Source organism: Bradyrhizobium acaciae (assembly GCF_020889785.1).
Taxonomy (GTDB): domain Bacteria; phylum Pseudomonadota; class Alphaproteobacteria; order Rhizobiales; family Xanthobacteraceae; genus Bradyrhizobium; species Bradyrhizobium acaciae.
Map to the genome: position 1 here is coordinate 1 of NZ_JACMYK010000108.1, position 24,599 is coordinate 24,599.

26 protein-coding genes are annotated in these 24,599 nt (G+C 63.8%); 8 read left to right on the plus strand and 18 right to left on the minus strand.

What is annotated here, in order from left to right:
- Positions 1-243 precede the first annotated feature (243 nt).
- Positions 244-1,497, minus strand: coding sequence for an adenylate/guanylate cyclase domain-containing protein (locus H8A92_RS29725; protein ID WP_229199032.1), 1,254 nt, complete (start codon positions 1,495-1,497; stop codon positions 244-246).
- 173 nt (positions 1,498-1,670) lie between these two features.
- Here H8A92_RS29725 and H8A92_RS29730 point away from each other — a divergent pair, with 173 nt between their 5' ends.
- Positions 1,671-1,862, plus strand: a complete 192-nt coding sequence (locus H8A92_RS29730; RefSeq protein WP_229199033.1) for a hypothetical protein — start codon at positions 1,671-1,673, stop codon at positions 1,860-1,862.
- A 35-nt stretch (positions 1,863-1,897) separates the two neighbouring features.
- Here the strand turns inward: H8A92_RS29730 and H8A92_RS29735 are convergent, their stop codons facing one another.
- The 12 genes from H8A92_RS29735 to rpoZ form a co-directional block, all read right to left on the minus strand.
- Positions 1,898-2,701 carry an N-acyl homoserine lactonase family protein gene (locus H8A92_RS29735; RefSeq protein ID WP_229199050.1) on the minus strand — a complete coding sequence of 268 codons (804 nt, stop codon included), beginning with the start codon at positions 2,699-2,701 and terminating at the stop codon, positions 1,898-1,900.
- A 149-nt stretch (positions 2,702-2,850) separates the two neighbouring features.
- Complete coding sequence (locus H8A92_RS29740; RefSeq protein WP_229199034.1) at positions 2,851-3,837, minus strand: cation diffusion facilitator family transporter; 987 nt, start codon at positions 3,835-3,837, stop codon at positions 2,851-2,853.
- Positions 3,838-4,027: 190 nt separating this feature from the next.
- Entirely contained in the window at positions 4,028-6,283 is a 2,256-nt protein-coding gene (gene parC / locus H8A92_RS29745; RefSeq protein ID WP_229199035.1) for a DNA topoisomerase IV subunit A, read from the minus strand.
- Positions 6,284-6,449: 166 nt separating this feature from the next.
- Entirely contained in the window at positions 6,450-7,199 is a 750-nt protein-coding gene (gene recO, locus H8A92_RS29750; protein WP_229199036.1) for a DNA repair protein RecO, read from the minus strand.
- 105 nt (positions 7,200-7,304) lie between these two features.
- On the minus strand, positions 7,305-7,685 hold the full coding sequence (locus tag H8A92_RS29755) for a hypothetical protein (RefSeq protein ID WP_229199037.1): 381 nt from the start codon (positions 7,683-7,685) through the stop codon (positions 7,305-7,307).
- A 32-nt stretch (positions 7,686-7,717) separates the two neighbouring features.
- Positions 7,718-8,641 carry a GTPase Era gene (gene era / locus H8A92_RS29760; RefSeq protein WP_229199038.1) on the minus strand — a complete coding sequence of 308 codons (924 nt, stop codon included), beginning with the start codon at positions 8,639-8,641 and terminating at the stop codon, positions 7,718-7,720.
- A complete protein-coding gene (rnc, locus tag H8A92_RS29765) occupies positions 8,634-9,455 on the minus strand; it encodes a ribonuclease III (RefSeq protein WP_163149745.1) in 822 nt (273 codons plus the stop codon). Before rnc ends, era begins: the two co-directional genes overlap by 8 nt.
- Complete coding sequence (gene lepB / locus H8A92_RS29770; protein ID WP_229199039.1) at positions 9,452-10,213, minus strand: signal peptidase I; 762 nt, start codon at positions 10,211-10,213, stop codon at positions 9,452-9,454. The genes rnc and lepB overlap by 4 nt, the downstream gene beginning before the upstream one ends.
- Positions 10,214-10,497: 284 nt before the next feature.
- The gene (gene acpS / locus H8A92_RS29775) at positions 10,498-10,914 is read right to left on the minus strand and encodes a holo-ACP synthase (RefSeq protein ID WP_076857949.1); all 417 of its coding nucleotides are present in this window, start codon (positions 10,912-10,914) and stop codon (positions 10,498-10,500) included.
- Positions 10,911-11,684, minus strand: coding sequence for a pyridoxine 5'-phosphate synthase (locus H8A92_RS29780; protein WP_229199040.1), 774 nt, complete (start codon positions 11,682-11,684; stop codon positions 10,911-10,913). The genes acpS and H8A92_RS29780 overlap by 4 nt, the downstream gene beginning before the upstream one ends.
- 129 nt (positions 11,685-11,813) lie before the next feature.
- Positions 11,814-14,105: a RelA/SpoT family protein gene (locus H8A92_RS29785; RefSeq protein ID WP_229199041.1), complete on the minus strand. Its 2,292-nt coding sequence runs from the start codon at positions 14,103-14,105 to the stop codon at positions 11,814-11,816.
- Positions 14,106-14,324: 219 nt separating this feature from the next.
- A complete protein-coding gene (rpoZ, locus tag H8A92_RS29790) occupies positions 14,325-14,717 on the minus strand; it encodes a DNA-directed RNA polymerase subunit omega (RefSeq protein WP_016844003.1) in 393 nt (130 codons plus the stop codon).
- 360 nt (positions 14,718-15,077) lie between these two features.
- Between rpoZ and H8A92_RS29795 the strand changes: the two genes are divergently transcribed.
- The 6 genes from H8A92_RS29795 (at position 15,078) to H8A92_RS29820 (ending at position 19,571) form a co-directional block, all read left to right on the plus strand.
- Entirely contained in the window at positions 15,078-15,710 is a 633-nt protein-coding gene (locus H8A92_RS29795; RefSeq protein ID WP_028340981.1) for a LabA-like NYN domain-containing protein, read from the plus strand.
- Complete coding sequence (locus tag H8A92_RS29800) at positions 15,691-16,350, plus strand: uracil-DNA glycosylase (RefSeq protein ID WP_229199042.1); 660 nt, start codon at positions 15,691-15,693, stop codon at positions 16,348-16,350. Before H8A92_RS29795 ends, H8A92_RS29800 begins: the two co-directional genes overlap by 20 nt.
- Positions 16,351-16,737: 387 nt before the next feature.
- Positions 16,738-17,688 (plus strand): oxygenase MpaB family protein, encoded by a 951-nt coding sequence (locus tag H8A92_RS29805; RefSeq protein WP_229199043.1) that lies wholly within the window; start codon positions 16,738-16,740, stop codon positions 17,686-17,688.
- Positions 17,689-17,919: 231 nt separating this feature from the next.
- The gene (locus tag H8A92_RS29810) at positions 17,920-18,369 is read left to right on the plus strand and encodes an Hsp20 family protein (RefSeq protein WP_229199044.1); all 450 of its coding nucleotides are present in this window, start codon (positions 17,920-17,922) and stop codon (positions 18,367-18,369) included.
- 83 nt (positions 18,370-18,452) lie between these two features.
- On the plus strand, positions 18,453-18,950 hold the full coding sequence (locus H8A92_RS29815) for an Hsp20/alpha crystallin family protein (protein ID WP_229199045.1): 498 nt from the start codon (positions 18,453-18,455) through the stop codon (positions 18,948-18,950).
- A gap of 87 nt (positions 18,951-19,037) precedes the next feature.
- On the plus strand, positions 19,038-19,571 hold the full coding sequence (locus H8A92_RS29820; RefSeq protein WP_229199046.1) for a hypothetical protein: 534 nt from the start codon (positions 19,038-19,040) through the stop codon (positions 19,569-19,571).
- A 300-nt stretch (positions 19,572-19,871) separates the two neighbouring features.
- On the opposite strand, the gene H8A92_RS29825 is transcribed toward H8A92_RS29820, so the two are convergent.
- The 5 genes from H8A92_RS29825 to dapA form a co-directional block, all read right to left on the minus strand.
- Positions 19,872-20,057: a hypothetical protein gene (locus tag H8A92_RS29825; RefSeq protein WP_420831385.1), complete on the minus strand. Its 186-nt coding sequence runs from the start codon at positions 20,055-20,057 to the stop codon at positions 19,872-19,874.
- A 145-nt stretch (positions 20,058-20,202) separates the two neighbouring features.
- Positions 20,203-20,784 (minus strand): peroxiredoxin, encoded by a 582-nt coding sequence (locus H8A92_RS29830; RefSeq protein WP_229199047.1) that lies wholly within the window; start codon positions 20,782-20,784, stop codon positions 20,203-20,205.
- Between the two features lie 48 nt (positions 20,785-20,832).
- Positions 20,833-21,306, minus strand: coding sequence for an SsrA-binding protein SmpB (smpB, locus tag H8A92_RS29835; RefSeq protein ID WP_163149763.1), 474 nt, complete (start codon positions 21,304-21,306; stop codon positions 20,833-20,835).
- 1 nt (position 21,307) lies between these two features.
- Entirely contained in the window at positions 21,308-21,724 is a 417-nt protein-coding gene (gene mscL / locus H8A92_RS29840) for a large conductance mechanosensitive channel protein MscL (RefSeq protein WP_229199048.1), read from the minus strand.
- Between the two features lie 59 nt (positions 21,725-21,783).
- Positions 21,784-22,674 carry a 4-hydroxy-tetrahydrodipicolinate synthase gene (dapA, locus tag H8A92_RS29845; protein WP_229199049.1) on the minus strand — a complete coding sequence of 297 codons (891 nt, stop codon included), beginning with the start codon at positions 22,672-22,674 and terminating at the stop codon, positions 21,784-21,786.
- A 331-nt stretch (positions 22,675-23,005) separates the two neighbouring features.
- On the opposite strand from dapA, the gene H8A92_RS29850 reads away from it, so the two are divergent.
- The coding region (locus H8A92_RS29850) for a DUF5585 domain-containing protein (RefSeq protein ID WP_476695701.1) at positions 23,006-24,599 on the plus strand (1,594 nt) is incomplete at its 3' end.

Sequence of the window (24,599 nt, forward strand, 5' to 3'; positions counted from 1 at the left end):
GCCGCGATCTTCGCCGCCCAGGCGCTGGTGATCCTGATGTCGCCCGCAGTGTCGCTGACGCGGCAGCCCGATATGGTCGGTGAAGCGGCGCGGTGTTGAGCCCGAGCCCTCTCAGCCGTGATTGCGAGCGGAGCGAAGCAATCCATTTGTCCGCATATGCGGGACGATGGATTGCTTCGTCGCTTCAGCGCAAAATTGCTTTGCAATTTTGTCGCGAGCTCCTCGCAATGACGGTGGAAGACCTCAGCTCGCCAGATATCGTTCGTACTTGCCGCCGACGACCTCGTCGGCGGCAATCGCCGGATCCAGCGTGTAGAGATCCTGCGCATGGCTGATGCCACGCAGCACGAAGCGGCCGGTGGAAACCAGATAGTTGCGGCCGGCGGCGTCGAGCCCGATGCGGAAGTCGGTCGAGGTCAGCAATTCCCGGTCGACCGACGCGCACATCGAGGCGATCCGGCTGACCTCGTTGACGGCGGGTCCGACCACGGTGAAATCGAGCCGGTCCTCGCTGCCGATATTGCCGTAGAAGACCTCGCCGACATGGAGACCGACATAGGCCGTCGTGGTCGGCCGGCCCTCGTTCTCGCGGCGATCGTTCAGCACGCGGATGTTATGCCGGAATCTGTGCTCGGCGCGCAGCGCGCCCCGCTTGGCCACGGCCATGTTCTCGCTGGTGAACATCGCCAGCACGCCGTCGCCGATCAGCTTCAGCACCTCGCCGCCGGCATCGTGGATCGCATCGATCGAGGCCTGCGCGTAGTCGTTCAGGAACGGAATGATCTCATCCGGGCCGATGCGCTCGCTGATCGCGGTCGAGCCGCGCACGTCGGAGTACCACAGCACGGCCTTGATCTTCTCGGTGATGCCGCGCTGCATGCGCCCGCGCAGCACCTGCTCGGCGGTCTCGCGGCCGAGATAGACCCGGCCCAGCGTGCGGGCGATCTCGACCTGGGCGGCCGATTTGATCGCGAGCCCGAGCACCGGCACCAGGTCGCGCAGCGCCGCCATATGGTTCTCGTCGAAGCCGTCCGAATGGCGCGTGGTGTAGTAGGAGTAGAAGCAGTCCATCTCGCCGATCGTGCCGGCCTCGCCGAAACGATGCACGAACGCGGCGAAATGCTTGTGGCCCTTCTCGGCCAGCTCGCCGATCATCGAGAAATCGTGGCTCTCGGCGAGGTCGATCACCATCTCCTCATGGCCGTTTTCGAGCATGTGGTGGAACGCCGACCGCCGCCAGGTCTGGTTGGCCTCGCCGGTGCTGGTCGAGCCGTATTCGAAGATGTCGGACTCGTTGCTCTCGCCGTCGTTCCAGCGAAAACCGCGGCCCTCGAAAATCGGATGCAGGGTGTCGATGAAGACGATCGCCCGCGACAGCGGCATGCCCGCGGCCCGGCAGCGCTCGCAGAAGCCGCGCAGCAGGTCGTTTTCCGGCAGGCCGGTCAGACCCTGGCGGACCAGCCAACTCATGAGGCGCAAACGGGGCGTCAGTTCCATAGACTGGATTATGCCGGGCAATTGGTGCGGGAGGAAGGGCTGGTCGTCGCGTCACAGATGCGAACGCCAATCCGGCATTGCAAGACCGCCGGCCTCACCATTTCGCGCGGAACAGCGTCGCCAAGGCCGGCGATTCCGCTTCCCTTTGCCCCGGCCATCGCGCACAAGGGCGCATGGACAACGACACTGGCCAGCCGAACTCGATCCGACGCCTCGTGCGATGGGCGATCACCCCGCCGCAATCATACGGGGTCTATCTGGCCGCCCTCGCCCTGATGTTCACCCTGTCGTTCTACGCCGGCACGCTGAAGCCGAAACACGAGCCCATCCCACCCGTCACTGCGCCCGCCGCCCCGCGCGGCTGATCAGGCTGGTCGAAGGCGCGCGGTCCCGAAGCAGCTCAATCATAGAACTCCGGCGACAGCTTCAGCCCGTCGCGCTGCGCCTTGTCGTGGTTGATCCAGAGCTGCGCCTTTTCCTTCGTCAACGTGTCGGCGATCTTCTGCATCGAGGCGACAGTCTGCTCCTTGCTCGCGTTCAAGGCCGGCACGCGCCGATTGTCCCAATTATCCTTGAAGTGAACCGCATCGCCGGTCAGCACGACCGCGCCGGTATGCGGCAGCTTCACCAGCAGCGATTGGTGGCCAGGCGTGTGGCCAGGCGTCGACAGGATGGTGACGCTGCCGTCGCCGAACACGTCGAGGTCACCCTCGAGCTTGGTGACGGGATGCTCGGGCTTGAAGCGCGGCGCATTGTTGGCGCCGGGCCATTCATACTCGGCCTTCTGCACATACAGCATCGCAGCCGGGAACATCTCGACATTGCCGACGTGATCGGGATGGGTATGCGAGACGGCGATCGCCTTGATGTCCGACGGCTTCACTCCGATCTGGTCGAGCTGCGCGGCGAGCGTCTTCGGCCGCCGCCAGGTCACGGCCTTGGGATCGGCGGGCGCAAGGCCGTTCGGCATCGCCGCGACAGCGTCGGGAATGCCGGTGTCCCACAGGAACCAGCCCTGGGCGTGCTTGATCAGGTAGCAATTGTCAACGAAGTCCATCGACTTGCCCTCATTGACGCCGGGCGACCAGCGCGAAATGTCGCCGGCAACGCCTTCACCGCAATTGAGGATGTAGAGCCGCTCGGCGCCTGATTTCGCCGGTTGGGCGTCGGCGTGAGTCGTCGCCGCCACGGCCCAGATCAACATCGCAAGACCGATTACCTTCTTCACGTCGCCCTCCGTTGATCGCGCCGATTGTTTGTACGCGCGGCCGCAATGTGCCGCCTCATCGGCGGCCGTGGAAGACGTGGAGACAGCTCGATCGATCAATTGAACGCGAGTGAATCTCGCCGCCGCTAGACCATTTCCGCCGGCGCCAACCGGCAGGTCTCGCTGCTGATCTCGACCTGCAAGGTCGCGTGATGAATGCTGAAGCGCTCTGAAAGCTCCGCGCAGACCCGATGCAGGAAGACGTCGTCATGTCCGCCGGGCCGCACCAGATGCGCGGTCAGCGCGGTCTCGCTGGTGCTCATCGCCCAGATGTGCAGATCGTGCACCTCAGTGACCCCCTCGAGCGCGGCGAGATACTCTCTCACCCGCTTGAGATCGATCCCCCTCGGCACCGCGTCGAGCGCGAGGTTGACGCTGTCGCGGGCAAGCTCCCAGCCGCTCAGCAGCACGACCACGGCGATGGCCAGGCTGATCGCCGGATCGAGCCACTGCCAGCCAGTCGCCATGATCAAGAGCGCCGCGATCACGACGCCGAACGAAACGCCGGCATCCGCCGCCATGTGCAGATAGGCGCCGCGGACGTTGAGGTCGCTGTCGCGGCCGCGCATGAACAGGAGCGCGGTGCCGCCATTGATCAGGATGCCGAGCGCCGCGACCCAGACCACGGTCCAGCTCGCAACCTCGGCCGGCTCGCGGAAGCGGTTGATCGCCTCGACCGCGATGCCGCCGACCGCGATCAGCAGCAGCCCGGCATTGAACAACGCCGCCAGGATCGAGGCGCGGCGATAGCCATAGGTGTGGGTATCGGTCGGCCGCCGGCCGGCGAGCCACGCCCCGGCCCAGGCCAGGAGCAACGCGATGACGTCGGAGAAATTGTGAACGGCGTCGGAGACCAGCGCCAGCGAATTGGCGGAGTAGCCGAAGATCAGCTCCGCGATGACGAAGGCGGTGTTGAGCGAGGCGCCGACCGCGAAGGCCGTGCCGAAGCTGGCGGGCGCATGGCTGTGCCCGGCATGCGAATGCCCGGCGTGAGAGTGTCCGCCGTGGTAGTGTCCGGCTTGGGAATGGTCATGAGAATGACCGCTGTGGTCGTGACTGTGATTGTGCGCCATGGCAACCGTCGCCCGAGATCGTCGGCGACGGTTATAGCGCGGCGAAATGTGGATACTATCACACCGCGGGTGACGAAGTCGCACGCAGTTCGGATAGAGACCGTAGGGCGGATTAGCCGAAGGCGTAATCCGCCGCGCCGCCGCAAGAACGGCGGGTTACGGCTTTCGCCTAACCCGCCCTACGCATCAACTACTCCACGCCGCGATTGAACTTGTTCGACTTCGGCAGGCCATGGGCGAGCCGGCCGGCGTCGGCGCGGTTGCCGCGCCAGTCGGCCAGTTCCTTGATGGTCATGCTGTGCTCGCGGCCGGCGGAGTCCTTCCAGGTCAGGCCGGTCTTGGCATCGAACACCGCGACGTCGGACAGCTCCGAGCTGGTGTATTTCTGCAGCCGCACGCCGCGGCCGCGCGCCATCTCCGGCACCTGGTCGAGACCGAACAGCACCATCTTGTGGTTGGTGCCGATCACGGCGACGGTGTCGCCCATCACGGTCGTGATCGCGCGGGCCTCGTTCGGCATGTCGACATTGAGCACCTGCTTGCCCTTGCGGGTGTTGCCGACGCAGTCCGCTTCCTTGACGACGAAGCCCTGCCCCTCGCTGCTCGCGATCAGGAATTTGCGCTCGCCCTTGTTGACGAACAGCGAGATGATCGCCGCGTCCTGCTCGAGGTCGATGAACATGCGGATCGGCTCGCCATGGCCGCGGCCACCCGGCAGCTTCGCGACGTCGAGCGAGTAGAACTTGCCGTTGGTGGCGAACAGCAGCAGCTTCGAAGTGGTCTCGGCAAAGAATGAGTGCTCGAGCTTGTCGTCGGTCTTGAAGGCAAGCCCCGAGAGATCCTCGACATGGCCCTTCAGCGTCCGCACCCAGCCCTTCTCTGATATCACGACGGTGCACGGCTCGCGCTCGACCAGCGCTTCCTCGATCGCGGCGAGGTCATGCTCGGGCGCATCGGCGAAGGTGGTGCGGCGCTTGCCGAGCGGCGTCTTGGGCCCGAAGATGTCACGGACCTTGCGGACCTGATCGCCGACCTTGGCCCATTGCTCGGTCTCGGAGCCGAGCAGGCCCTCGATGCCCTTCAGCTCCTTGCGAAGCTCCTTGTCTTCAGTGCGGATCTCCATCTCCTCCAGGCGGCGCAGATTGCGCAGGCGCATGTTGAGGATGGCCTCGGCCTGGATCTCGGTGAGATTGAAGGTCTTGATCAGGACGGGCTTCGGCTCGTCCTCGGTGCGGATGATCTTGATCACCTTGTCGAGGTTCAGATAGGCGACGAGGTGGCCGCCCAGCACTTCCAGCCGGTGCTCGATCTGCGTCTTGCGGAAGTTCGAGCGGCGAACCAGCACGTCGCGGAGATGGTCGAGCCATTCGCGCAGGCACTCGGCAAGGCCGACCACCTTCGGGATACGGCCCTTGATCAGCACGTTGAGGTTCAGCGAGATCTTGCTTTCCAGCTCGGTCAGCCGGAACAGCGACTCCATCATCAGTGCCGGATCGACGGCGCGCGACTTCGGCTCGATCACGAGGCGGACGTCCTCGGCGGATTCGTCGCGGACGTCGGCAACCAGCGGCAGCTTCTTCTCGTTGATCAGCTCGGCGATTTTCTCGACGATCCGCGACTTCTGCACCAGCCACGGAATCTCGGTGACGACGACCACCCAGGTGCCGCGCGCGCCCTCTTCCTGGGTCCAGCGCGAGCGGGTCCGGAACGAGCCGCGGCCCGTGGTGTAGGCCTCGATGATCGCTTCCTTGGAATCGACGACGATGCCGCCGGTCGGGAAGTCCGGGCCCTTGACCCACTTCAGCAGCGCCTTCGACTTGGCGTCGGGCTTCTCGATCAGATGCAGCGCGGCGTCGCAGAGCTCGGCGGCGTTGTGCGGCGGGATCGAGGTCGCCATGCCGACCGCGATGCCCTGCGCCCCGTTGGCGAGCAGGTTCGGGAAGCCGCCGGGCAGCACCACCGGCTCTTTCGACTGGCCGTCGTAATTGAGGCGGAACTCGACGCCGTCCTCGTCGATGCCGTCGAGCAACAGCCGCGCGACCTCGGTCATGCGGGCTTCGGTGTAGCGGTAGGCGGCCGGATTATCGCCGTCGATGTTGCCGAAATTGCCCTGGCCGTCGACCAGCGGATAGCGCGAGGAGAAATCCTGCGCGAGGCGCACCATCGCGTCATAGATCGCCTGGTCGCCGTGCGGATGGAACGAGCCCATCACGTCGCCGACGATCTTGGCGGACTTCTTGAATGCTGCGCGCGGGTCGAGCCCGAGCAGGTCCATGCCGTAAAGGATGCGCCGGTGCACCGGCTTCAGCCCGTCGCGGGCGTCCGGCAGCGCACGATGCATGATGGTCGAGAGCGCATAGGCGAGATAGCGCTCCTCGAGCGCATCACGCAGCGGCACCTCGTGAATTTCGGCCGGCTTTTCCGGCGGGGTCTGTCGCTTTCCCATGGGGAGGCGTTAAACCTTGGCGGTGAATCGGGCAAGCCGCGAATCGCGTCAAGGACACGCCGATTCACCTGATTCGCGCAATTATTGCGCGGTCCGGTTGGTCGCCGGCAGAACGATTTCGCTCCGGTCTCTGCGCGCACGACAGGGGCGCAAGAAGGTCAGCGCTTCACGTTTCCGCCAGCCGGCTCCGGCGCTTCGTTACGGCGTTGATGAACCCGTCACGGGCATCGGAATGGCCCTGGCCGCGGGGCTCCAGCACATGCCGGAGCAGGAACAGGCCGGTGATCTGGAAACCGTCGCGCAGATCCTGCTCCGACCAGCTGTTGGCGCCGCCCTCACCTTCGCGCAGGAACGCCGGCAACGGCAACAGCCGGTCGCGCCATGGCTCGCCGGCCGCGCGGGACACCGCGCCGCCGGATTTCGGCGACACATAGATCAGGTCGGTGGTCTCGCCGGTGGCCGCGCAGTTTTCCAGGTCGAGCCCGAAGCCGAGCTCGGTCAGCATCGCCAGCTCGAACCGGATCAGGTGCACGGCGGCAATGCCGGCGTCCTCGAAATCGTCGAGCGTTCCCTGCAGCATCGCGTAGATGTCTTCGTGCGGATCGCGCTCCGGCAACAGGCGGGCCAGCGCCGCCAGATGCGTGACGCCATAGACGGCATGCGACGAGGCGAGCAGCGTCGCCGCCCGCAGCCGCGTGCCTTCCAGCGCATACATCCCGAGGTGCTCGTCGAGCCGCGCCCGCCACACCGCGGTGACGCTGTTGCCGGGCTGCAGCAGCGGCCGCATCCGCGAACCGGCGCCGCCGCGCACGAGGCCGAGATGGCGGCCATGCTCGCGCGTCAGGAGCTCGACGATGGCGGAGGATTCGCCATGCCGCCGCACGCCCAGCACGATGCCTTCGTCGGTCCATTCCATGGTCGATAACGTATCATCGTAGGGCGGATTAGCGCAGCGTAATCCGCCGATATCGCCACGAAGTTAGACGGCGGGTTACGCTTCGCTAACCCGCCTTACGCAGCCTTACGCGTTGAACCAGCCCTGCGCGTCGCCGGTGAAGGAATAATACAGCCCGGCCGCGGTCAGGATGCAGGACACGATCTCGATGGCGCTGTCGATCTCGAGGCCCTTTTCGCCGATCACCTGGACCAGCGACAGCACCGACAGCACCAGCATCGCCGCCAGCGCCCAGCGCGGCCAGTTCTTGCGGTGCTGCGCGGCGAGCCTGACGAAATACACCAGGAGCAGGATCATGACGCCGGCGGTCAGGGTCTCGCCGGTGATGATCTGCTCGGTCCTCTCGAAGGTCGGCGTGCGGTCCTGGAACGCCACCGACAGCGCGTCGAGCGTCAGCGACAGGTAGAGCAGCACTTCAAACCACAGCACGTTTCTGGGCACGTTCATCGCTCTGGGCACGCTCATCACAAACGCCGGCTCTATTCCTTGGGGAAATCCAGTCCCATTTCCTTGTAGCGGTCGGGATCGTCGCCCCAGTTCTCGCGCACCTTGACGAACAGGAACAGATGCACCGGCACGCCCATGATCTCGGCGATCTCGGCACGCGCCTGCGCGCCGATCGACTTGATGGTGGCGCCGCCCTTGCCGAGCACGATCTTGCGCTGGCTCTCGCGCTCGACGAAGATCGTCTGCTCGATGCGGATCGACTTGTCCTTGCGGTCGGTCCAGCTGTCGGTTTCGACCGTCGACTGGTACGGCAATTCCTGATGCAGATGGCTGTAGATCTTCTCGCGGGTGATCTCGGCCGCCAGATGCCGCATCGGCGCATCCGACATCTGGTCCTCGGGATAGAGGAACGGGCCCGCGGGCACCATTTTCGCCAGCGCCTTGCGCAGATCGTCGACGCCGTCGCCGGACAGCGCCGAAATCATGAACGTGTGCTCGAAGCGCATCCGCTCGTTGGCGGCCTGCGCCAGCGCCAAGAGCTTCTCGCGCTGCACGAGGTCGACCTTGTTCAGCACCAGAATCTTGGGATGCGCGACGGTTTCCAGCTTGGCCAGGATCGCGTTGGCCTCCTCGTCGATACCCGACTTCGCATCGAGCAGCACGCAGACGAGATCGGCATCGTGGGCGCCGCTCCAGGCGATCGACACCATGGCGCGGTCGAGCCGGCGCCGCGGCGCGAAGATGCCGGGCGTGTCGACCAGGATGATCTGCGCGTTGTCCTCGATCACGATGCCGCGGATCAGCGCGCGCGTGGTCTGCACCTTGCGCGAAACGATGGTGACCTTGGAGCCCACCAGCGCGTTGACCAGCGTCGACTTGCCGATATTGGGCGCACCGATCAGCGCGACGAAGCCACAGCGCGTCGCGTCTCCCCGCTCTTTGGTTTCGTCAGTCATGGGTACCGACGCCTTCGCGCTCGATCATCGCAGATGCTGCTGCCTTCTCTGCCGCACGCTTGTTGCCACCGACGCCCTCGGCGGAGACGAGGCCCGGCAGGTCGACCGCAACGCGGAATTGCGGATCGTGGTGCGGGCCGGTGCGTTCGACCTCGCGATAGACCGGTGTCGGCAATCCCTTGCCCTGCGCCCATTCCTGCAACACGGTCTTGGGATCGCGCAGCGGCCGGCGCAGCTTGTGCATCCGCTCGGTCCAGTTGCGCTCGACGAACTGGCGCGCGGCCTCGTAGCCGCCGTCGAGGAAGATCGCCCCGATCACCGCTTCGCAGATATCGCCGAGCACGGACTTGCGCAGCCGCGCGCCCTCGACCGCCTTGACCATGCCGAGCTTGATGTCCTCGAGCAATCCGAGCGCTTTGGCGACGTCGGCGCAGCTCTCCTTGCGCACGAGGTCGGCGAGCCGCTTCGACAATTCGCCCTCGTCGGCCTTCGGGAACGCCCTGAACAGCATGTCAGACACGATCAGGCCGAGCACGTGGTCGCCGAGGAATTCCAGCCGCTGGTAGCTGTCGGCGCGGTTGCGGGTGGCGGGCTTCAGCGCCGACACGTGGGTGAACGCGGTGGTCAGCAGTGCGGCATCGGAGAACGTGTAACCGATGCGCGCCTCGGTGCCCGCGATCGCGGCCTTCTCTTCGGCGGCCTTGGCCGCCTTGCTGCGACGTTTCTTCGGCGCGGCTGCGCTATCGGCGGCTGGCGTCTGGCTCGGCTCGCCGGTGGGCGCTTGATCGTTAATGGCTGCGGTGTCGTCGTTCATCGCACGATGGAGAATAGGCGGTTCCACCGCACGGCGAACGGCCAGCGCCAGATCATCCAGGCCTGCTCGCCCTCGGCGATCGAGAAGAAGATCATCTGGGCTCGCCCGATGATGTTCTCGAACGGCACGTAGCCGACCTGCGAGAGGAAGCGGCTGTCGGTGGAATTGTCGCGGTTGTCGCCCATCATGAAATAGTGGCCGGGCGGAACGGTGTAGACGATGGTGTTGTCCATATAGCTGTTGTCGGTGCAGTCCAGCGACTCATAGCTGACGCCGTTCGGCAGCGTCTCCTTCCAGCGCTTGACGCGCGCGGTGGCATCCGCCGAGCCGCAGGGATCCTCGCCGACGAAGTCGCTCAGCCGCTCCCGCTTGATCGGCTCATCGTTGATGTAGAGCAGCCCGTTCCTGACCTCGATGCGATCGCCCGGCAGCCCGATGACGCGCTTGATGTAGTCGGTGGAGTCGTCCCGCGGCAGGCGAAACACGACGATGTCGCCGCGGTTCGGCTCCGAGCCGAAGATGCGGCCCGAGAAGATGTTCGGCGAGAACGGGATCGAATAGTGGCTGTAGCCGTAGGAATATTTCGAGACGAACAGATAGTCGCCGACCAGCAGTGTCGCCTTCATCGACCCCGAGGGGATGTTGAACGGCTGGAACAGGAAGGTGCGGATAACGAGCGCGATCAGAAGGGCATGGATGACGACGCGGATAGTCTCGCCCAAGCCGCTCTCAGATTTGGTCCCGGTGGTCACGCTCATTGCTTTCCCAATTCCCGTGGGCCTTGAAGTCCACGCGGTGGCAGAACGTTCTCTTCGCGCGAAGCGTTCGACCCTCGCGTGAGGAAAATGGCCTTGATTCTGATCTTGAGGGCAAATTCCAGTCTAAACCCGGAATCCGCGTCTCGCTCGATATACCCTGCGGCGTTTTAGACGGTTGTTCGCAGGGGCGCAATCAATCGCCGCCTCAAAACTTCGCAATTCATTGAAATGTCAGTGATTTCAGGGTTTGCTGAAGTTTTCTGGCAAATTCCGGCGCCGGCCGCTCATCTGGCGGGGGCAACCGCCGAAATTATGACGAAGGCCTGCGCCAGCGGCCAATCGTCCGTGATCGAGAGGTCGATCTGCGCCTGCATGCCCTCGGGCGTCAGTTCCTGGAGCCGGGCCAGCGCCCCACCGGTCAGCCGCATCGACGGCCGCCCCCCCGGCAGGTTCACCACGCCCATGTCCTTCCACCACACCCCGCGCCGGATACCGGTGCCGAGCGCCTTGGAGCAGGCTTCCTTGGCGGCGAAGCGCTTGGCGTAGGTTGCGACCACCATCTTCTCGTTATTGGCTCGGCGCATCGCCTTGGCGCGCTCGGCGTCGGTGAAGATGCGATCGAGGAATCGCTCGCCGTGGCGCTCGATCACCTTCGCAATCCGGGTGATGTCGATCAGGTCGGAGCCGATGCCGATGATCATGCGCTGACGGCACCTTGTGCCCTGGCGCGACCGCGGTCCATGGCCGCGCGCATCTCGCGCACCGTCTCGGCGATGCCGACGAACAGCGCCTCGCCCATCATGAAATAGCCGATGTTCAGCTCGCGGATCTCGGGCAGCGCCGAAATCGTCTCGGCGGTCTCGTAGTCCAGCCCATGGCCGGCGTGGACCTCGAGCCCGGCTGCCTGAGCGAGCTTGGCGCCGGCGACGATGCGCTGCCATTCGGCGTCCGCCTTGTCCTTGTGGCCATCGACCACGGCGTCGCACCAGCCGCCGGTATGGATTTCGATCACCGGCGCCTTAAGCTTCGCGGCCATTTCGATCTGCCGCGGGTCCGCTGCAATGAACAGCGAGACCCGGATGCCGGCGTCGTTGAGCCGGGCGATGAAGGGCGCCAGCGCATTGTGCTGGCCGACCACGTCGAGGCCGCCTTCGGTGGTGAGTTCCTGGCGCCGCTCCGGCACCAGGCATACGGCGTGCGGCTTGGTGGCAAGCGAAATCCGCAGCATGTCGTCGGTCGCCGCCATCTCGAAATTCAGCGGCTTGGATATCTCGGCCTTGAGCCGCGCCATGTCCTCGTCGCGGATGTGACGGCGATCCTCGCGCAGATGCGCGGTGATGCCGTCGGCGCCGGCCGCGATCGCGGCGAGCGCCAGCCGCACCGGGTCGGGCCGTGCCCCGCCCCGCGCATTGCGCAGGGTCGCGACATGATCGACGTTGATACCGAGACGCAGCGGAGCAACCTTTGACATTTCTCTGACCTGTAATTCTAACCCGTCATGCACGGGCATAGCCGCCCGAAGGACGGCGTCGCTTCCGCTCGCGATAGCCGTTCGGAGGACGGCGTCGCTTCCGCTCGCCTATGAGCCGTGCATCCATCTTCAGCCATTGACGCGCTCGACCCGTGCAACGACGGCCTTGGCGCGCAACTGCGCGATGATAGCGCTGAGATGCTTGAGGTCATAGACCTCAAGATCGATGGTCAGCTCCGTGAAATCAGGCGATTGGCGCGACATGTGGATGTTGTCGATGTTGCCGTCGTGCTCGGCGATCACGGTCGCGATCTGGGCGAGGCTGCCGGGCTCGTTGACATTGTGCACCAGGATGCGCGCCGGGAAGCGTTGCGGCATGGTCTCGTCGATGTCCCAGCGCACGTCGAGCCAGCGTTCCGGCTCCTCCTCGAAATCCTTCAGCGCCGGCGACTGGATCGGATAGATCGTGATCCCCTCGCCCGGCGTGACAATGCCGACGATCCGGTCGCCCGGCACCGCGCCGCCGTTCGGCGCGAACTTCACCGGCAGGTCGGAGTTGATGCCGCGCACCGGGATCACCGAGGTGGCGCGCGCCGGATGCGGCGGGTTCTGCGTCTTCAGCTTGGCGGCGAGCCCCTTCTTGGCGCCATAGCGCACCAGCCGCTCTTCCTTGTAGTCGGGATACATCGCGCGCGCGACGTCGGACGCCTTGATTTCGCCGCGTCCGACCGAGGCCATCACGTCCTCGATCGAGGTCCGCGCGAGCCGCGGCAATGCGCCCTTCAGCTTGTCGTCGGCATACTCGATCTTGGCGCGGGCAAACAGGCGGTCGACGATGCGGCGGCCGAGGCCGGCATACTGGTCGCGCACGGCATCGCGGGTGGCACGGCGAATCGCGGCCCGCGCCTTGCCGGTACGGGCGAGCGCTTCCCAGGCCGACGGCGGCGCCGACTGCGCCTTCGAGGTCAGCACCTCGACCTCGTCGCCGTTCTGCAATTCTGAGGACAGCGGCGCGAACTTGCCGTTGATCTTGCAGCCGACCGCGCTGTTGCCGACGGCGGTGTGCACGGCATAGGCGAAGTCGATCACGTTGGCGTTGCGCGGCAGCGCGATCAGCTTGCCCTTCGGCGTGAAGCAGAACACCTGGTCGTGGAACAGCTCGAGCTTGGTGTGCTCGAGGAACTCTTCCGGATTGGCGCTCTCCGAGAGAATGCCGATGGTATGGCGCAGCCAGGCGAAGGCGTTGGACTCGTGCTTCAGCCGCTCGTGCGGCGAGCCCGCACCCTCCTTGTAGAAGGCATGCGCGGCGATGCCGAACTCGGCGATCTCGTTCATCTCCTCGGTACGGATCTGCAGTTCGACGCGCTGCTTGCCCGGCCCGATCACCGTGGTGTGGATCGACCGGTAGTCGTTCTGCTTCGGGGTCGAGATGTAGTCCTTGAAGCGGCCCGGCACGACCGGCCAGGTGGTGTGAACGATGCCCAGCGCGCGGTAGCAGGCCCCGACATCGTCGAGGATGACGCGGAAGCCGTAGATGTCGGACAGCTGCTCGAAGCCGACCGACTTGCGCTCCATCTTGGTCCAGATCGAAAATGGCTGCTTGCGGCGGCCGAACACCCGCGCGGTGATGCCGTTCTTCTGCAGGTTTTTGGAGAGCTGGGTTTCGATCTCGCCGATCAGGTTGCGGTTGCGCTCGGCCAGTGAATCGAGCCGCTGCTTGACCACGGCGTAGGCCTCGGGATCGAGCACGAAGAACGACAGGTCCTCCAGCTCCTCGCGCATCTCCTGCATACCCATGCGGCCGGCCAGCGGCGCATAGATATCCAGCGTCTCCTCAGCGATGCGGCGGCGCGAGGCCGGCGGCATGAACTCCATGGTCCGCATGTTGTGGAGGCGATCGGCGAGCTTGATCAGCAGCACGCGGACGTCGTCGGCGATCGCAAGCAGCAGCTTGCGCAAATTCTCAGCCTGCTTGGCCTCGCGCGACACCAGCTCCAGCCGCTTCAGCTTGGTCAGGCCCTCGACCAGCGCACCGATCTCGTGGCCGAACACATGGTCGATCTCGGCCCGCGTCGCTTCGGTGTCCTCGATCGTGTCGTGCAGCAACGCCGCCACGATCGTGGCATCGTCGAGCTTGAGGTTGGTGAGGATCGCGGCGACTTCGAGCGGATGCGAGAAATAGGGATCGCCGGAGGCACGCGTCTGCGTGCCGTGCGCCTTCATGGCGTAGACATAGGCGCGGTTGAGCAGGTCCTCGTTGGTGTCGGGGTTATAAGAACGGACGCGCTCGACTAGGTCATATTGTCGCATCATGCGCGTCCGCGGCTTGGCCGGTCTCTCCGCCACGGACGACGCCGGCGCCACCGCGACCGTTTCGGTTGCAGCCTGCATCTGGATGGAACTGCGGCGTCGATACGCCATGTACTCGCTGCCTCTCGCGCGGGACCGGAACGTCCCACCTTCCTCAATCTAGTGCGCTTTCGAACGAAGCTGCACCCCGCGCAGGCCCTGGAACCATTCAATTTCCCGCGCCCGCATAGGACGCACCGTAACAGCAAAATTGTCAACAAAAGCAAAGGCCCGGAGCAATATCCGGGCCTTTGGCAAATCTATTCGAAAATGAAGAGCTGAACGACGAGCTTACTCGTCTTCCTCCGGCTGCTCTTCCGGGGGCGCCAGACCTTCGAGGCCCTTGAGCAGCTCTTCCTCGGTCATCCGCTCGACCGCGACCTCGGTGTCGTCGGCGTCAACGCTGGCACCAGCGGAACCGATCAGCGGCACAGTGTCGGGCTCGGGCTCGTCGACCTCGACGAACTTCTGCAGCGAGTGCACGAGTTCCTCTTTCAGGTCTTCCGGCGAGATCGTCGAATCGGCAATCTCGCGCAGCGAGACGACCGGATTCTTGTCGTTGTCCCGATCAACCGTGAGTTGCGATCCCGACGAGATCATCCGGGCGCGGTGCGCGGCCAACAGGACGAGGTCGAAGCGATTGTCGACCTTATCAATGCAATCTTCGACGGTGACGCGAGCCATCTCGAGGCGCTCCGTGGTAAAAGGGACCGAACATGTAGGTTATGAGGGTTAGTTATAGGGCTAGCCCCCGTTTCGCAAGGTAAAATTTGTGATTTGCCTTCCGAACAGGCTCTGATAACCCGGTCTGCCGGGGCCAGAAGGGCCGGAGCGTCTGACGACAAGGCCAGGTTGCCGTCCCAGACAAGTAAATCTCTTCATTGCAATGTCAAAGGTCTAGGCTTTTTGCCCTCGCCTCACCATAATTGCGGTGGTGACTGTCGTGGGGAAAGATTCACTGAACTTTAGGCAGCAACGCAGGAAATTGCGCGCGGTCGTTTGCCGCGGCGCTAAGAACACTAACAACCACGCGAGAACACTTTGATGTCGTCACCTGTTTCCAACAAGATCGCGCTCTTCATCGACGGAGCCAATCTTTACGCAACCGCAAAGACGCTGGGCTTCGACATCGACTACAAGCGCCTCCTCAAGGAATTCCAGAGTCGGGGCACACTGCTTCGTGCGTTCTACTACACGGCGATCATCGAGGATCAGGAGTATTCGTCGATCCGTCCGCTGATCGACTGGCTCGACTACAACGGCTACACCGTGGTCACCAAGGCGACCAAGGAATTCATCGACGCCAGCGGCCGCCGCAAGGTGAAGGGCAACATGGACATCGAGCTCGCGGTCGATGCCATGGAACTCGCCGAGCACATCGACCAGATGATTCTGTTTTCCGGCGATGGCGACTTCCGCTCGCTGGTCGAGGCCGTGCAGCGCCGCGGCGTTCGCGTCACGGTGATCTCCACCATTGCCAGCCAGCCGCCGATGATCGCCGACGAGCTGCGCCGCCAGGCCGACGTATTCACCGACCTCGTCGAGCTGCAATCCAAGCTCGGCCGCGATCCCTCCGAACGTCCGGCCCCGCGCGAACCGCGTCACCACTCCCCGCAATTCCTGCAGCGCGCGACCACCATGGCCCCCCGGGGAGCCGATGACGAATTCGACGAGTAATCTCGTCGCCGCACCCACGCGCCCCGACAGCAATTGTCAGCTCTGTCCAAGGTTGGCCGACTTCCGCTCGGAAGCCCGCGCGAAAAACCCGGACTGGTTCAACTCCCCCGTGGAATCGTTCGGCGATCCGAATGCGCGGCTGCTGATCGTCGGGCTCGCGCCGGGCATGCAGGGCGCCAACCGCACCGGCCGTCCCTTCACCGGCGATTACGCCGGTGATCTGCTCTACGCGACCTTGCTAGAATATGGCTTCGCCAGCGGCGTCTATCAGGCGCGGCCGGACGATGGCCTGAAGCTGGTGGACGCCCGGATCAGCAACGCGGTGCGCTGCGTGCCGCCGCAGAACAAGCCGCTGCCGGCCGAAATCCACACCTGCCGGCAATTCCTTCGCGCCACCATCGCCACGATGCCGAAGCTGCGCGCGATCGTGCTGCTCGGGCGAATCGCCCACGAATCGACCTTGAGGGCGTTGGAAATTCGATTGGCCGCAGCACCTTTTGTGCATGGTGCAGTGCATAGCGCCGGCAAATTCAAGCTCTACGACAGCTACCACTGCTCGCGCTACAATACGAATACGGGCGTGTTGACGACCGATATGTTCCGCGAGGTGTTCGCGACGGTCCGCAAGGAGCTGGGCTAGCGCCCTTTCCGTGACTCCCGCAAGGACACCTCTTCAAGGCCGGGAACAGTGACCATGTCGAATTCGCCGGCGCCAAACTTGGCATTGTAGCGGCCGAGGACAAACGTCCGCTCTTCCGCGCTCCGAACGACAGCACTTCAGACTGAGCCCGTTCGAGTGAAACAATACGCTTTCGAGCGGGAGCATGAAAGGCGGCGGCAGCGGGGCAGTTTCTTCAGCAAACTGCGCCGCAGCAGCCGCTGCACCCCCAGCCTTACCCGCATGGTGTACGACCAAATGTCAGGCCGCCGTATTCCGCGCGGGTAGCGATCATGCGACAATTTCGAGAGCGCTTTGGCTTGCTGAAAGACCGGTGGAATTACCCCGTCTGCTTCGGAAGGTGCGCAGTTGGTCTCCGAAAGTGATCTGGAGCTTGCTCTTGATTTCGTCCGGGCTCGGGCCGCCGGTCCGGTCGAGGGCATTTTTGGTCCAGCCTCGATGACCTGGCGGATCGACCGAGAAGCCATCACCTTTTTGGGCGCCGGTCGAGCCTTGCTGCTTCAGCTGGCGCATCCCTGGGTCGCCGCCGCCGTGGCCGAGCACTCGCGGACCTTCGCGGATCCGATAGGTCGCTTCCATCGAACCTTTGACGTCGTGTTTACGATGGTGTTCGGCTCGCTCGATGCGGCCCTTACCGCTGCCCGGCACCTGCACCACCGCCATACCATGATCGTTGGGCGCCTGCCCGACGCCATCGGTCCGTTCGAGAGCGGCTCGCCCTACCGCGCCAATGAGGTCTCAGCGTTGCGCTGGGTTCACGCGACCCTCGTCGACACCGCCCTGGCCATCCACGACCTGATCCTGCCTCCGTTCTCGGTCGAAGAGCGCGAGCGCTATTGGGCCGAAAGCCGGCTGTTTGGGGCATTGTTCGGGCTGACGTCGAGCGACTTGCCGGAGGATTGGGATTCATTCGCGGCCTACACCGCGGCGATGATGCAATCGGATACATTGTCCGTCAGCACCGCCGCGCGTGTGGTGGCCCGACAGATCTTCGCCGGTGAACGGCCATGGTTGCGGCCGCCGCACTGGTATCAGACCCTGAGTGCCGAACTGCTGCCGGACCGATTGCGCGCCGGCTTCGGATTTGCCTTTAGCGAACGCGACAGGAAGGCTGCAGAGCGTGCCGTTGCGCGGATACGACGCATCTATCCCAAAATACCGACCCAGCTTCGCTACGTCGGCCCCTACCAGGAAGCTCAAGCGCGACTGCAGGGAACGCCGCAGCTGGGCTGGACAACGCGGTGCCTGAACAGGGCCTGGATAGGACGAGCCAGATTGGATGACCACTGGAAGAGGTGACGCTGCCCCCCTCCGGACAGCCGCGAAATGACCTGACCAAATTCCCAAGGGAATTTTTTTCGCGAACGCCCTTGAAACTGATTGCCGCTTTTCTAATTGGATTTTTGCCGCTTGCGGGCGGTGCCGGGCGCCAGGTTGGGCTCGGCAAACCAAACAGGGCGCCGGACAGGTGTCTTGCACCGAACGTCTTGCGCTCCTTCGTATCCATCTTGCTCTCTGGAGGACTTGGCTATGAGGACATACGATTTCACTCCCCTGTGGCGTTCGAGCATTGGTTTCGACCGCCTCTTCGATCTTCTCGACGAAACCCAGCATCGGTCCGAAGACAATTACCCGCCCTATAATATCGAGCGGCTCGCAGAGGACCGTTACCAGATCTCGGTGGCGCTGGCCGGCTTCGGCCAGGACGAGGTTTCAGTGACGGCCGAGCAGAACGTACTGACCGTGGAGGGTCGCAAGAGCGACAAGGACCAGCACGAATACCTCTATCAGGGTATCTCGGCGCGTCCGTTCAAGCGACAATTCAACCTTGCCGCCTACGTGCAAGTCAAGTCGGCGATGTTCGACAATGGTCTGCTGCGGATCGAGCTCGTGCGCGAAATCCCCGAGGCCATGAAGCCTCGGCGCATCGCCATCGGAAGCGGCGCTCCTGCCGGACAGATCACGCAGAAGGCGGCCTGAGCCCGCTTCTTCTTGGGCCAATCACGCACGGACGACAGCCGTCCGTGCGCAGGACACCTGCATGTTAAGTCAAGGAGGATATCATGGGTATTCGGGATCTCGTTCCCTGGACCAAGGGTCAAGAACTCTCAACCGGACGAGAGGCGTTCGATCCGTTTCTCACGCTTCACCGCGAGATGAACCGTCTGTTCGATGACGCCTTCCGCGGCTTCGGCTCATTCGGTCGCATCAACGCTCCGTTGATGGAGGGCCAGTTCAGCTGGCCACGCCTGGAGCTGAATGAGACCGATAAGGAGGTTACGGTCTCGGCCGAACTCCCGGGCCTCAGCGAACAGGATGTCCAGGTTGAAATCGCCAACGGCGTCCTTTCGATCCGGGGCGAGAGAAAGGCCGAACGCAGTGATGATTCCAAGTTCATCAGCGAGCGATACTACGGCTCTTTCGAGCGCCAGATTCCGCTCGATGGCGTGGAGGAAGACAAGGCGAAAGCCGACTTCAAGAATGGAGTCCTGACCGTCACGCTGCCGAGATCCGAGCAGTCAAGGTCGAACGTCAAACGTATCGCGATCAACAGCAACTGAAGCAGGAAGTCGGCGGCGGCTAACCGGCGCCGACCTCCCTCTCAAACAACGCGTCTCTGGACGAAAGGAGAAAGCAGGAGACACGCCATGAGCCAGGTCAATCGCAATGCCAACATCAATGAGCCGCTATTTCATCCAGTATCCCACTACAATTCACCGGCCGATGTATTGAATGACGCTCAGCTCTCGACAGACGAGAAGCGCGTCATTCTCTCGTCCTGGGCGTCGGATATGTACGTCGTCGAGTCCCAACCGACTCTTCGGGAGGTGCCCGGCATTCCGCATCGGTTGCGTCTTGCCGACATCTTGGCGGCGCTGAAGCGTCTGGACGACGAGAGTGACCCGCCGCCGCGCGGCGGAATGGCCATGCCACCGCCTCGTTTGAGCAAGCCTGTGTGTGCCGTGTCCGATCCAGAACGGTATGGGGCGACGAGGCGACGTCGGCCGTTCAAGGTATCTCGTGCGGATGCTCGGTGGACCCGCGAAGCAAATGTGCGGCGGTACCGGAGACTCTTGGACACTCAACTGACGGACACCGAGCGAAGCTTCATCAAGCGCCGTCTTGTCGAGGAATTAAAGGGCTTGATCGCCTCCAGGAGCGAGCGTCGTCACACAAGCTGAGCCCGGGGATCGGACGGAGCACGATTGCGAAACTGTCGATGAAGGCAACAAAAGATGGCAGCAGATCCGTTAGCTCAAGCGAAGATGGGTATGGAGGCCCTTGCGCTGTGTATCGCAGGTGTCTTGTGCGAACGTGACCCATCGCTCTTGTCAGTATTCCAAGAAAGCGCGAGGATGCTTCATCGCATTCTCCATGATCGCGGAGACCATGAGGCGGCAGCAATGATCGGCGCATTTGGTCGAGCACTAATGAAACGCCCTCCAATCCCCAATTGACAACAGTGGCTCCGCCAGAAGCGTTCAAAGAACGCTCGACCTAGGCGCTCTCTCGCTGAACTGGATGGCGGTGCCGGCGATGAGCCTCTTCAGTACGGCCCTGCGCTCCTTCCGGAGATCGCCGCCGTTTAGATAGAGCAGATCGAACGCGACCAGCACGATCTTGTTCGAAGTACCGCACATCTCGTGCAGCACGGAGAAGCCGATCATTTCGGAATAATGGAAATATACCCTTGAGTTGCCCGACGAGTCAAGTTGCCTGGTCGAACGCCGGCCGCCGCCGGTTACTTTGCATGGGGTTGTTTTCGATATTCTGGCAGCGCACCTCGCGACAGCCTCATAATTTCGTATCGCGCTAGTCCCTCTGCGGATTGTGCTTCAGCCATTCCAGCACATCGCCGGCGTTCCGGTCGGGCGGAAACACCGGATAGAAAACGTGCGTGATGCGCGCATCGTCGATGATGAGCGCAAGCCGCTTGATCAGCGTCAGGCCCGCGACCGCCATCGTCGGCAATCTCAGCCTGTGGGTCAGTTCCAGCGCTTCATCGGACAGCACCGGGAACGGCAGATGCAGCCGCGACGCCATCTCGGTTTGGTAGTCATTGCTTTGCGTCGACAGCCCGAACACCTGGGCAGCACCGGCGGCCTTCAACTCGGCGAACAGATCACGGAATGCGCAGGTCTGCGGCGTACAGCCACGGGCGCCCGGGATCATGTCCCAATCGTCGACCAGCCCGATCTTGCCGGGCTCGCCGGTTCGCGGATAGGCGAACACCACGGTGCGCCCTTCCAGCGCCGACAGCGCCACCGAGGTGTCGTCGGTGGCGCGCAGCCTGACCGGCGGGATCGTCATGCCGGTCAGATGCGCCGCGCCACCATCGTCCTTGGGCGCCGGGATCTTGCTCCAGTCGACTTCGGTGAGGCTGCTTTGGATCATCGGACCATCTCCATCGACCGTCAGCGCGGTGACGGCGGCTCGAACAGGCTATCCCCGCGACCGCATCAGGCGGCCCTTCTCCCGACTCCAGTCGCGCTTCTTCTCGGTCTCGCGCTTGTCGTGCAGCTTCTTGCCCTTGGCGACTGCGAGCAGCAGTTTGGCACGGCCGCGCTCGTTGAAGTACAGCTTCAGCGGAATGAGCGTCATGCCCTCGCGGTCGACGGCGCCGAGCAGCTTGTTGATCTGCTTGCGATGCAGCAGCAGCTTCCGCGGCCGCTTCGGCTCATGGTTGAAGCGGTTGGCCTGCAGATATTCGGGGATATTGGCGTTGATCAGCCATATCTCGCCGTCCTTGGAATCCGCATAGGATTCCGCGATCGTGCTCTTGCCGCTGCGGATTGATTTCACCTCGGTGCCGGTCAGCGAAATGCCGGCCTCGATCGTGTCCTCGATTGCGTAGTTGAAGCGGGCCTTTCGGTTTTCGGCGACAACCTTGATCGGGCGTTCGTTCTTTTCGGCCACTTTAGCTCTTCTTGAGGAGGTCGCGGATTTCCGTCAGCAGCACGACCTCGGCGGACGGCTTCGGCGGCTCGGTGGGCTTAGCCTCATCCTTGCGCTTGAACTGGTTCATGGCACGAATGACCAGGAACAGGACGAAGGCGATGATCAGGAAGTTGAGTGTCAGCGTCAGGAAGTTGCCCCAGGCCAGCACCGCGCCCTGCTTCTTGGCGTCGGCCAGGTTGCTCGCCGTCACCTTCGCAGAGAGCGGGGTGAAATAATTGGAGAAGTCGAGACCGCCCGTGATCGCGCCGATGATCGGCATGATGACGTCGCCGACCAGCGAGGTGACGATCGCGCCGAAGGCCGCACCGATGATGACGCCGACGGCGAGGTCGACGACATTGCCCTTCATGGCGAACTCGCGGAATTCCTTCAGCATGCCCATCCCCCTCTGTTCGACATTGCGCACGGCATTGTTCACGGCGAGACCGGTCCGGCTCAGTTGATCAGGCCGGCATGCACCATGGCGCTGCGGACGGCCTGGCGCGTGGATTCAGCGACCGGCACCATCGGCAGGCGCAGCTTCTCGTCCAGCTTGCCGAGCAGCGACATCGCGTACTTCACCGGCGCCGGATTGCTCTCGATGAACAGGTTGGTGTGCAGCGGCATCAGCTTGTCGTGGATCTTCAGCGCGGTGGTGACGTCGCCCTTCTGCCAGGCGGTCTGGAATTCCGAGCACAGCCGCGGCGCGACGTTCGAGGTCACCGAGATGCAGCCATGGCCGCCATGCGCCATGTAGCCGATGATGGTCGCGTCCTCGCCGGAGAGCTGGTTGAAGTCCTCGCCCATCGCGGCGCGCTGCTGCGAGACCCGCACCATGCTCGCGGTCGCATCCTTGACGCCGGCGATGTTCTTCAGCTCGAACAGCCGCTTCATGGTGTCGACCGACATGTCGATCACCGAGCGCGGCGGGATGTTGTAGATGATGATCGGAATGCCGATCGCATCGTTGATCGCCTTGAAGTGCTGATACATGCCTTCCTGGGTCGGCTTGTTGTAGTACGGCGTCACCACCAGCACGGCATTGGCTCCTGCCTTCTCCGCGTGCTCGGCGAGCTCGATCGCCTCCTTGGTCGAATTCGAGCCGGCGCCGGCGATCACCGGCACCCGGCCCTTGGCCTCCTCGATGCACCACTCGACCACCCGCTTGTGCTCGTCGTGGCTGAGCGTCGGGCTCTCGCCCGTCGTGCCGACCGGCACGAGGCCGTGCGTGCCCTCGGCGATCTGCCAGTTCACGAGGCCGCGGAACGCCGCCTCATCCACCGAGCCGTTTTTGAAGGGCGTCACCAAGGCAGTGAATGATCCCCGGAATTTTGTCTTGGCTGCCATGGACTTCCTCCAAACGCTTCAGGCTAAAGGCTAGGTCGACGGACCCTTGTTGTTGTCGTGCTTCACGTCCGTGCAACCGGCACCCGGTTGATGCGAAACGCCATGAAAGGCAATTCATATCGGGTCTGACCGACAGGCGAAAGGGCCGTACCGTACCTATTCCCAACGGTAATCTGCGGCGCGCGAAACCGCTTGCAGCCGCGATTTTGCCGTTGTGCTGGCGCAAACAGCCGCACCGGCCGACTTCTTAGTATTTTGTCTACGTTTTCAATCAAATAAGAACCCATGGCCCAAACGACCAGATGATTCGGGGCCGCAGAGGACTTCTGTGATCCGTTCCTCCCGCGCAGGCACATTGCGATCGACGGCGCTGGCGACGAGCCTCGCGCTGGTTGTCGGCCTTGCCGCCATCACGGCCGATGCATGGGCGGCCGAGGATGTTCCGGCCGCCAAGCCGGCTGCCCAGGATACATCTTCCAAATCCAGCGCTGCAAAGCCTGCCGCGCCGAAGACTGCGGCGCCCAAGACTGCTGCTTCTCCGAAGAGCGCCTCCGCCAACACCTCGACTCCGAAGCCGGCAGCTTCCAAGCCAGCCGCGACCAAGAACGGCGAAACCAAACACAGCACTGCCAAGACCGAGGCTGCCAAGACGACCGCGTCCAAGTCCGGTACGGCCAAGACGGATGGAGCGAAGGCCGCTCCCAGGACCGAGGCGCACAAGACGACGGCTCCAAAGTCCACCGAATCCAAGGCCACCGCGTCCACGACATCAAAGCACACCGCGCCGGCGGCAACGGGAACCGTCTCGAGCAGGTCGGTGCCCGCCCCCGCGCTGGTTCCGGCGACCCGCCAGCACGCCGCACCCGCCGTGCGCAAGCCGGTGTTGCCTGCAGCCGTGGCTGCGACATCGTCGACGTCGCAGTCGGACAAGGAAGCGCTCGCAAGCGTCGTCGAGCTGCTGCGCAAGCGCAAGCCGTCGGATGCCACCGAGACCGAGGCCTCGATCTCCGATCCGGTCGCGCGCAAGCTTGCCGAATGGCTGATCCTGCGCAGCGAGGACAATGGTGCTTCGGTCGAGCGCTACCGCGCCTTCCTCGACGCCAATCCGAGCTGGCCCTCACAGACCTTCCTGCGTCGCCGCATCGAGGCCTCGCTATGGGACGACCATCGCGACGACTCCGCGGTCTGGGCCTGGTTCCAGAATGAATCGCCGGTGTCGGCCAAGGGCCGGCTCGCGCTCGCCAAGGTGATGATCGGACGCGGCGATCGCGGCAATGCCGAGCGGCTGGTGCGCGAGGCCTGGCGCAACGATCCGATGAGCGAGGACACCGAAACCACCGCGCTCGATCTGTTCGGCTCGTTCCTGACCGCCGGCGACCACAAGGCGCGCATGGACACCATGCTCTACGGCACCGACAACGAAGCGGCCGGCATCCGCGCGGCCAAGCGTCTCGGCTCCGGCTATCTGGCACTGGCGAAAGCGCGCATCGCGGCCAACCGCAAGGGCTCGAACCTGCGCGCACTGCTCGAGGCGGTGCCGAGCGAACTCTCCGGCGACACCGGCTATTTGTTCGCCAGGATCCAGCTGCTCCGCCGCGAGGAGAAATTCGCTGAAGCCGCGCGGCTGATGCTGAGCGCGCCCAAGGACGCTTCGCGTCTCTTCAACGTCGACGAATGGTGGGTCGAGCGCCGGCTGCTGGCGCGCAAGATGATCGACGTCAACGAGTTCCGCACGGCCTATCTGATCGCGCGCGACGCGGCGCTGCCCGCTCGCGACATCTACAAGACCGAGCAGGAATTCACCTCGGGCTGGATCGCGCTGCGCTTTCTCAATGACCCCGCCCTCGCCTCCCAGCATTTCGCGCGGATCGGCGTCGGCAGCGCCAACCCGACCGCGCTCGCGCGTGCCGGCTATTGGCAGGGCC

Coding starts and splice junctions, on each gene's coding strand:
- H8A92_RS29725 (WP_229199032.1), bottom strand. CDS start 1,497: ATGGAACTGACGCCCCGTTTGCGCCTCATGAGTTGGCTGGTCCGCCAG.
- H8A92_RS29730 (WP_229199033.1), top strand. CDS start 1,671: ATGGACAACGACACTGGCCAGCCGAACTCGATCCGACGCCTCGTGCGA.
- H8A92_RS29735 (WP_229199050.1), bottom strand. CDS start 2,701: ATGTTGATCTGGGCCGTGGCGGCGACGACTCACGCCGACGCCCAACCG.
- H8A92_RS29740 (WP_229199034.1), bottom strand. CDS start 3,837: ATGGCGCACAATCACAGTCACGACCACAGCGGTCATTCTCATGACCAT.
- parC (WP_229199035.1), bottom strand. CDS start 6,283: ATGGGAAAGCGACAGACCCCGCCGGAAAAGCCGGCCGAAATTCACGAG.
- recO (WP_229199036.1), bottom strand. CDS start 7,199: ATGGAATGGACCGACGAAGGCATCGTGCTGGGCGTGCGGCGGCATGGC.
- H8A92_RS29755 (WP_229199037.1), bottom strand. CDS start 7,685: ATGAACGTGCCCAGAAACGTGCTGTGGTTTGAAGTGCTGCTCTACCTG.
- era (WP_229199038.1), bottom strand. CDS start 8,641: ATGACTGACGAAACCAAAGAGCGGGGAGACGCGACGCGCTGTGGCTTC.
- rnc (WP_163149745.1), bottom strand. CDS start 9,455: ATGAACGACGACACCGCAGCCATTAACGATCAAGCGCCCACCGGCGAG.
- lepB (WP_229199039.1), bottom strand. CDS start 10,213: ATGAGCGTGACCACCGGGACCAAATCTGAGAGCGGCTTGGGCGAGACT.
- acpS (WP_076857949.1), bottom strand. CDS start 10,914: ATGATCATCGGCATCGGCTCCGACCTGATCGACATCACCCGGATTGCG.
- H8A92_RS29780 (WP_229199040.1), bottom strand. CDS start 11,684: ATGTCAAAGGTTGCTCCGCTGCGTCTCGGTATCAACGTCGATCATGTC.
- H8A92_RS29785 (WP_229199041.1), bottom strand. CDS start 14,105: ATGGCGTATCGACGCCGCAGTTCCATCCAGATGCAGGCTGCAACCGAA.
- rpoZ (WP_016844003.1), bottom strand. CDS start 14,717: ATGGCTCGCGTCACCGTCGAAGATTGCATTGATAAGGTCGACAATCGC.
- H8A92_RS29795 (WP_028340981.1), top strand. CDS start 15,078: ATGTCGTCACCTGTTTCCAACAAGATCGCGCTCTTCATCGACGGAGCC.
- H8A92_RS29800 (WP_229199042.1), top strand. CDS start 15,691: ATGACGAATTCGACGAGTAATCTCGTCGCCGCACCCACGCGCCCCGAC.
- H8A92_RS29810 (WP_229199044.1), top strand. CDS start 17,920: ATGAGGACATACGATTTCACTCCCCTGTGGCGTTCGAGCATTGGTTTC.
- H8A92_RS29815 (WP_229199045.1), top strand. CDS start 18,453: ATGGGTATTCGGGATCTCGTTCCCTGGACCAAGGGTCAAGAACTCTCA.
- H8A92_RS29820 (WP_229199046.1), top strand. CDS start 19,038: ATGAGCCAGGTCAATCGCAATGCCAACATCAATGAGCCGCTATTTCAT.
- H8A92_RS29825 (WP_420831385.1), bottom strand. CDS start 20,057: ATGATCGGCTTCTCCGTGCTGCACGAGATGTGCGGTACTTCGAACAAG.
- H8A92_RS29830 (WP_229199047.1), bottom strand. CDS start 20,784: ATGATCCAAAGCAGCCTCACCGAAGTCGACTGGAGCAAGATCCCGGCG.
- mscL (WP_229199048.1), bottom strand. CDS start 21,724: ATGCTGAAGGAATTCCGCGAGTTCGCCATGAAGGGCAATGTCGTCGAC.
- dapA (WP_229199049.1), bottom strand. CDS start 22,674: ATGGCAGCCAAGACAAAATTCCGGGGATCATTCACTGCCTTGGTGACG.